This is a genomic window from Actinomadura geliboluensis (assembly GCF_005889745.1).
GTDB classification, from domain to species: Bacteria; Actinomycetota; Actinomycetes; order Streptosporangiales; family Streptosporangiaceae; genus Spirillospora; species Spirillospora geliboluensis.
The window spans coordinates 1-6,521 of sequence record NZ_VCKZ01000478.1 but is presented as its reverse complement, the minus strand read 5'-3'; the positions used below and the strand labels follow the sequence as shown (position 1 = coordinate 6,521).

Below are 6,521 nucleotides of genomic sequence, written 5' to 3'. Positions count from 1 at the left end.
GGCCGGGACGTCCAGGGGAGGGGGCGCCCGCGTCGCTGGTGATACGCGTCCAATCGGCGACCTTGGCGGGACGGCACCCCGAGGACGATCTACAACCGCGGCGTGCTCGGCTATGAGCCCGCCGAGCCGCCCGGTAAGTCGACGCTGCTCGCCATCTACACGCTGGCGCCGGTCACGGTGATCCTGGCCGTCGTCATCGCCGCCCTCATCGCCCGCTGACGGGGGTTCAGCCGGCCTCTTCCTGGAGGGTGTCGTCCTCCCGGAGGGCCTCCTCGCGCACTGTGGACTCCTCGCGGAGCCGGTCCTGGAGGATCTGCAGGCCCTCCAGGCCGTCCACGGACAGGGCGGCCAGTTCGTCCAGGGAGATCAGCGGGCCGTTGCGCAGCGGCGGCTGCCAGCCGTTCTCCTTGTCGTGGCTGCGCAGCACCTTCGCGGGGACGCCGCCGATGACCGAGTGGTCGGGGAACTCGCCGCGGACGACGGCGCCGCCGGCGACGGCGACGTTCCGGCCGAGCCGGGTGCCCGGCAGGATGATCGCGCCGGTGCCGATCCAGCAGCCGTCGCCGATCACGACCGGGTTGTTCTCCGGCCACTGCCGGCCTATCGGCGTGTTCAGGTCGCCGTAGGTGTGGTTCTGGTCGGTGATGTAGACGTTGGGGCCGGTGAAGACGTCGTCGCCGATCTCGATGGACTGGTGCCCGACGATGTGGGTGCCGCGGCCGAGGGAGCAGCTCGCGCCGATCCGGACGATGACGTCCGGGCCGAGGTCCAGCCCGGGGACGAAGCCGGCGGAGATCGTGACGTGCGTCCCGACGAGGGTGTGGTCGCCGATCGAGATCCACGGCTCGCCGTAGATGGAGCCGACGGGGAAGCCGATGCAGGCGCCCTCGCCGAGGTAGGCGAACTTGCGCCGGCCGGGGGTGTGCGGGGTGATCTCGCCGTGCCGCTGGACCCATTCCCAGGCGCGGTGCACGGCCACGTGCACGCCCTGCCGCGCCCGCTGCCTCGCGCGGGCCGCCAGCGCCTGCCGGACGGAGTTCTTCGGCGACATGGGCGTTACCGTACCGGGTGGTAGCAACCCCCGCGCACGGCGGAGCGCAACTCGCGGACGAGGATGGCCCCCCGGAACGGCGGAGGGCCCGGCCGTTCGGAAACGGCCGGGCCCTCCGGTGCGCGCACTAGTGCGGCGAATGCACCTGACCGTCGACATCGGCGCCGGAAACCGTCATGGAGTCGGCCGATGTGGCGTCCTCCACATGCTCCCCGGAACCCTTGGTCATGTCGCGGATGACGCCGCGCCGCGTCGCGACCACACCGGCCGCGCCGACGACGGCGACGGCGCCCATCATCGCCATGAGCGTGCCGCGCCCGGGACCGGACCGCCGCGGCGGCTCGACCCGTCCGGCGACATCGCTCAGAAACGTGCTCACCCGCGGGGCGAGCCCGGACTCCACGTACCGGGCCGCTCGCCGGAGCCTCGGTGCGCTCCAGCCGCGGACGAGCATGACACGCTCCTGCGCGGCGGGTGCGATCCGCTCCGCCGTGCTGGAGGCACTCTGCCGACACATCTCGGCGCCCTGCCGGGCCGCCTCCTGGACACGGCCGAACCGCGTGAGGACTTCCTCCCGCGGCTTCCGGCGGAGACTGATCATTAGGGACACGCTAACCTCCCTGTTTGCGAGGTCCTGTCGTGCAGCCTTCCCAGCGATCGGGAGGTAAACCCCGAATGCGTGACCAGCTGTGCGCGCGGGGTAGTCGAATCGGGCGCGACCGAGACCGTAACGTTTCGAGCAAGACATCCATCCGATGAGAGAGGCGGCCAGCGTGGCCAACGAGATCTTCGCGACGCTCACCACGTCGCTCGGCAAGATCGTGATCCAGCTCTACCCGGAGCAGGCGCCGGAGACCGTGGCGAACTTCGTCGAGCTGGCGGAGGGCACCCGGACCTGGACCGACCCGAACACCGGCCAGAAGACCGACAAGCCGCTCTACAACGGGACGATCTTCCACCGCGTCATCGACCAGTTCATGCTCCAGGGCGGCGACCCGCTCGGCACCGGCACCGGCGGCCCCGGCTACCAGTTCAAGGACGAGTTCCACCCGGACCTGAAGTTCAACCGCCCGTACCTGCTGGCGATGGCGAACGCCGGGCCCGGCACCAACGGCTCCCAGTTCTTCATCACGCTGAGCGTCGCGCACACCCAGCACCTGACCGGCCGGCACACCATCTTCGGCAAGGTCATCGAGGGCACGGACGTCGTCGACCGCATCGGCAAGGTGGAGACCGGGCGCGGCGACCGCCCGAAGCAGGACGTCGTCCTGGAATCGGTGACGATCGAACGTCGTTAGTCGTCTCTAGTAGTAGAGACCCGCGCGACGCGGAACCCGCACCGGCCACGGAGCCCAGATGAGCACAGACCACAGTCCCGCCCCCGAGACCTCGGTGCCGACCTGTTACCGGCATCCGGGGCGCGAGACGTATGTGCGCTGCACCAGGTGCGACCGCTACATCTGCCCTGACTGCATGCGGGACGCGGCGGTCGGGCACCAGTGCGTGGAGTGCGTCGCCGAGGGCAACCAGGGCGTCCGCAGAGCGGTGCCCCGGACGGTCCTCGGCGGACGGGCCGCCGCGTCCGCGGTGCCGGTCGTCACCTACACGCTCATCGGCGTGTGCGTGGCGGCGTACGCGGCCGAGCTGGCGTCGTGGCGCGTCGTGTGGGAGTTCATGATGCTCGGCCAGGCCGTCCTGCCGGACGGCCATGTCGGCGGCGTCGCGCAGGGCGAGTGGTACCGGCTCTTCACCACGATGTTCCTGCACCAGCGCGGCGGGTCGTTCGGCATCACCCACATCCTGTTCAACATGTGGGCGCTGTACGCGGTCGGCCCCGCGCTGGAGCAGGTGCTCGGACGCTGGCGATACCTGGCGCTCTACCTGCTGTCCGGCCTCGGCGGGTCGGTGCTGCTGTACCTGGTCGGCGCCCCGCAGGACTCGGCGGTCGGCGCGTCCGGCGCGATCTTCGGGCTGTTCGGTGCGTACTTCGTGATCGGCCGCAGGCTGGGCGGGCCGGTCGGGCCCATCGTGGTGCTGCTGGTGATCAACCTGGTGATCACGTTCTCGGTGCCGGGCATCTCGTGGCAGGGCCACGTCGGCGGCCTCGCCGTGGGCGCGGTGCTCGCCGCGGCCTACGCGTACGCTCCCGCCGCGCGGCGCCGGCTGTTCCACCTCGGGGCGCCGCTGCTCACGCTGGCGCTGCTCGCGGCGCTGGTGCTGATGCGGACGGCCGAGCTGAATCCCGCCATGTAGCCGGACGGCGACGCGGTTCGGCGACGCGGACGCCGTCCACCCGCGGCGGCGTCCGCGCGGCCGAACCGTCGGACCGGGCCTGTGGAAAGTTCCTGTGGAAAACCTGGGGAAAGCCGGGGTGGGAGATCCCCGACCTGTGGATAACCCGCCGTCAGCGCCAGCGGGTGGAGAGGATCACGCCGAGGATGATCGCCGCGAAGCCGATGCCCAGGTTCCAGTTGTGCAGGTCGGTCATGAACGGCACGTCGGTGCCGGTGCTCGCCGTCACGTAGAAGACGGCGATCCAGATCAGGCCGATGAGCCACAGCCCGACCATCGTCGGCACCAGCCAGCGGGGGCTGACCTCGGGCGCCTTCGACTTCTGGGGCGGGGTGTAGACGGCCTTCTTACGCACTTTCGACTTGGCCACGGTGGGATCGATCTCCTCGGGCGTCCGGCGGCCGGAGCGCCGGACCGCGCATGGGTGTTTTGTCGGTTAGCGTAGTCGCTGGTGACCACTGTCTGATGAGCAATGTACGGCGTTCCGCGTGGGGAAGCATCATCCCAGCTCTCACGCTCCTCGCGGGCACCTTGTTCGCGGCGAGCGCGAGCACGGCCCGCGGCACGAGCCTGCGCGAGCAGGGCCGCACCCGGATCACCGAGCTCATCACCGCCGAACAGCGTCGCGGCCGCGCGGAGCGCGCCGAGTACCGGCGGTTGCGCGACCAGGTAGACCGTATCTCCCAGGAGGCCGGACGTCACGACGCCCGCGTGCGCGACGCCCGGGAGGAGGCCGAGCGGCGCGCGGCCGGGGCCGGGTTCGCCCCGCTCACCGGGTCCGCCGTCCGCGTCACGCTGGACGACGCGCCGCTGCCCGAGTCGGGCGCCCTGCCGCACGGCGTCGGCCCGGACGACCTCGTCGTCCACCAGGCCGACGTCCAGGCCGTCGTCAACGCGCTCTGGGCGGGCGGCGCCCAAGGCATGCAGATCATGGATCAGCGGATCATCGCGACGAGCGCCGTCCGGTGCGTCGGCAACACGCTGATCCTCCAAGGCGTCGTGTACTCCCCGCCGTTCCAGATCACCGCCGTCGGCGACCCGGACCGGCTCCGCGCGGCGCTCGGCGCGTCCGCCGAGGTCGCCGTCTACCGCAAGTACGTCCGCGCGTACGGGCTCGGCTACTCGGTGCGGAGCGTGGGACGGGCCACGCTGCCGCCCTTCACCGGCAGCGTGACCTTGAAGCACGCTACGGTTCCGGCGAGGCCGGGCGGCTGACCCGACCGGACGAGGAGGCATGCGGTGCGGACGGTGATCCGGGGCATGGGCGAGCTGTGCATCACCGCCGGCCTGATCGTCATGCTGTTCGTCACCTACGAGCTGTGGGGGACCGGGCGCTACACCCAGGGCCAGCAGGACCGGCTGCAGGACGAGATGATGCACAGCTGGCGCGCCGCCCCGTCCGCGTCGGGCAAGGTCACCACGGAGAAGGTGAAGCTCGGCAAGGGCCTCGCCGTGATCCGCGTCCCGCGGTTCGGCGACGACTACCGCTTCGTCGTGGTGGAGGGCGTCACCCGCGCCGACCTCCGCAAGGGGCCCGGCCACTACCCGGGCACCGCGCTGCCCGGCCAGGTCGGCAACTTCGTCGTCTCCGGGCACCGGACGACGTACTCCGCCCCCTTCAACCGGCTCGGCGAACTCGACCGGGGCGACCGGATCCTCATCGACACCCGCGACCGGCAGTACGTGTACACGGTCACCGACCGCAGGATCGTCAAGCCGTCGGCGGTGGAGGTGACCGCGCCCGTGCCGTTCCATCCGAAGCGCCGGCCGACCGAGCGGCTGATCACGCTCACCACCTGCCACCCCAAGTACTCCGCCGCCGAACGAATGATCATCTTCGGTGAGCTGGCCGAGGCGCTGCCGCGCGTGCCGGCCGCCGCCGGCACGTAGGAGGTCGTCCCGTGTACGCCTGGATCTGGCGCCGCCTCCCCGGCGAGTGGCCCACCAAGGCCGCCGTCGCGGCCGGCATCGTGCTCGCGGTCGTCGCCGTCCTCTGGTACGCGGCCTTCCCCCGGGTGGAGGCGAAGCTCCAGTTCGACCACGGCGTCGTCCAGGACCCGGGTGTCGTCCAGAGCCCGGCGCCGTCCGGTTCCGCGCCGCCCGGCTGACGGTGCACCGCTCTGACCTGGGCGAACTCCGGGAGGTGCGCCGCCCGCCGGAAGGATGAGAAAAATTCGGTTGAAATCCGTAACGTCCTAGGGCCGCGTGACGAAGACCATAACGAGGGCTTCCGCCATTGCCCCCGAGTGGCGGAAGCCCTGCTTCATGCCCGGACCAGGACGGACCGCGGCCCCGTCCCACGGCCTCCGCGCACGCGAAGGGCCCCGGCTCCCCCACATGGGGAACCGGGGCCCTTCGCGCGTTCAGCGGGCCGTTCAGCCCTCGCCGTCGCCCGGCGGCCAGCCCGGCAGGTTCGGCGACGAGGGACCGCCCGGCTGGGTCGGGGTGGGCGGCGGCTTCTCCGCGACGAAGATCGTCACCGTGTCGCCCGGGGCGACCGTGGCGCCCTCGGTCGGCTGCTGGTCGAAGACGAAGCCCGGCGCGACCTGCTTGTCCGGGGGCGGCGTCCCCTTCTCCACCCGGCACTTCAGCCCGGCCGCCTCCAGCTTCCCGCACGCGGCGCGCTGGCTGTTGTTGAACAGGTTCGGCATCTGCACGCTCGACGGCCCGTTGGAGAACACCACCGTGATGGTCGCGTTCTTCGGCGCCTTCGTCCCGCCGGCCGGGTCGGTGCGGATCACGGTGAGGCGCGGGACGGTGTCGCTCGTCTCGGCCCGCCTCTGCACCTCGAAGCCCTTGGCCTCCAGCAGCTTCTTCGCCGTCGCGTACGGCTGCCCGGCGACGTTCGGGACCTCGATCTCCGTCGGCGGCTTCTTGCCCTTGGACACGAGCAGCGTCACCGTCGCGCCCTTGGCGGCGTTCGTGCCGGGCTTCGGGTCGGAGCCGATGACGTTGCCCGCGTCGATGTCGTCGCTGAACTCCTTCTTCGGCTCGCCGAGCTGGAAGCCGAGCTTGGTCAGCTGCGCCGTCGCCTCGCTCTCCGAGACGTTGACGATGCTCTGCGGGATCGCGACCTGCGTGTTCTTCTCACCGCCGCCGCCGCTCAGCATCCAGCCGATCAGCGCGGCGCCGCCGATGAACAGCACGGCGAGGCCCACCCACAGCGCGGCCTTCCGCC

Annotated in this window: 9 protein-coding genes; 5 read left to right on the top strand and 4 right to left on the bottom strand. The window is 71.3% G+C overall.

The window, feature by feature from the left end; translation table 11 throughout:
- Positions 1 to 226: 226 nt before the first annotated feature.
- The gene (locus ETD96_RS38995; RefSeq protein ID WP_138641515.1) at positions 227 to 1,051 is read right to left on the bottom strand and encodes an acyltransferase; all 825 of its coding nucleotides are present in this window, start codon (positions 1,049 to 1,051) and stop codon (positions 227 to 229) included.
- A gap of 127 nt (positions 1,052 to 1,178) precedes the next feature.
- On the bottom strand, positions 1,179 to 1,652 hold the full coding sequence (locus ETD96_RS38990; RefSeq protein WP_138641514.1) for a hypothetical protein: 474 nt from the start codon (positions 1,650 to 1,652) through the stop codon (positions 1,179 to 1,181).
- A 154-nt stretch (positions 1,653 to 1,806) separates the two neighbouring features.
- On the opposite strand from ETD96_RS38990, the gene ETD96_RS38985 reads away from it, so the two are divergent.
- Both ETD96_RS38985 and ETD96_RS38980 read left to right on the top strand, forming a co-directional pair.
- Positions 1,807 to 2,349, top strand: a complete 543-nt coding sequence (locus ETD96_RS38985; protein ID WP_171069449.1) for a peptidylprolyl isomerase — start codon at positions 1,807 to 1,809, stop codon at positions 2,347 to 2,349.
- Positions 2,350 to 2,407: 58 nt separating this feature from the next.
- Positions 2,408 to 3,304 (top strand): rhomboid family intramembrane serine protease, encoded by an 897-nt coding sequence (locus ETD96_RS38980; RefSeq protein WP_138641512.1) that lies wholly within the window; start codon positions 2,408 to 2,410, stop codon positions 3,302 to 3,304.
- A 151-nt stretch (positions 3,305 to 3,455) separates the two neighbouring features.
- Here the strand turns inward: ETD96_RS38980 and ETD96_RS38975 are convergent, their stop codons facing one another.
- Positions 3,456 to 3,713, bottom strand: coding sequence for a cell division protein CrgA (locus ETD96_RS38975; protein ID WP_089327631.1), 258 nt, complete (start codon positions 3,711 to 3,713; stop codon positions 3,456 to 3,458).
- A 95-nt stretch (positions 3,714 to 3,808) separates the two neighbouring features.
- Between ETD96_RS38975 and ETD96_RS38970 the strand changes: the two genes are divergently transcribed.
- From ETD96_RS38970 to ETD96_RS38960, 3 genes are read left to right on the top strand one after another with little or no spacing between them, the layout of a single operon-like run.
- On the top strand, positions 3,809 to 4,558 hold the full coding sequence (locus ETD96_RS38970) for a DUF881 domain-containing protein (protein ID WP_138641511.1): 750 nt from the start codon (positions 3,809 to 3,811) through the stop codon (positions 4,556 to 4,558).
- Between the two features lie 24 nt (positions 4,559 to 4,582).
- Positions 4,583 to 5,233: a class E sortase gene (locus ETD96_RS38965; RefSeq protein WP_240808542.1), complete on the top strand. Its 651-nt coding sequence runs from the start codon at positions 4,583 to 4,585 to the stop codon at positions 5,231 to 5,233.
- An 11-nt stretch (positions 5,234 to 5,244) separates the two neighbouring features.
- Entirely contained in the window at positions 5,245 to 5,451 is a 207-nt protein-coding gene (locus ETD96_RS38960; RefSeq protein WP_138641510.1) for a hypothetical protein, read from the top strand.
- A gap of 267 nt (positions 5,452 to 5,718) precedes the next feature.
- Here ETD96_RS38960 and ETD96_RS38955 read toward each other — a convergent pair.
- A partial coding sequence (locus tag ETD96_RS38955; RefSeq protein WP_138641509.1) for a PASTA domain-containing protein occupies positions 5,719 to 6,521 on the bottom strand: 803 nt, incomplete at its 5' end.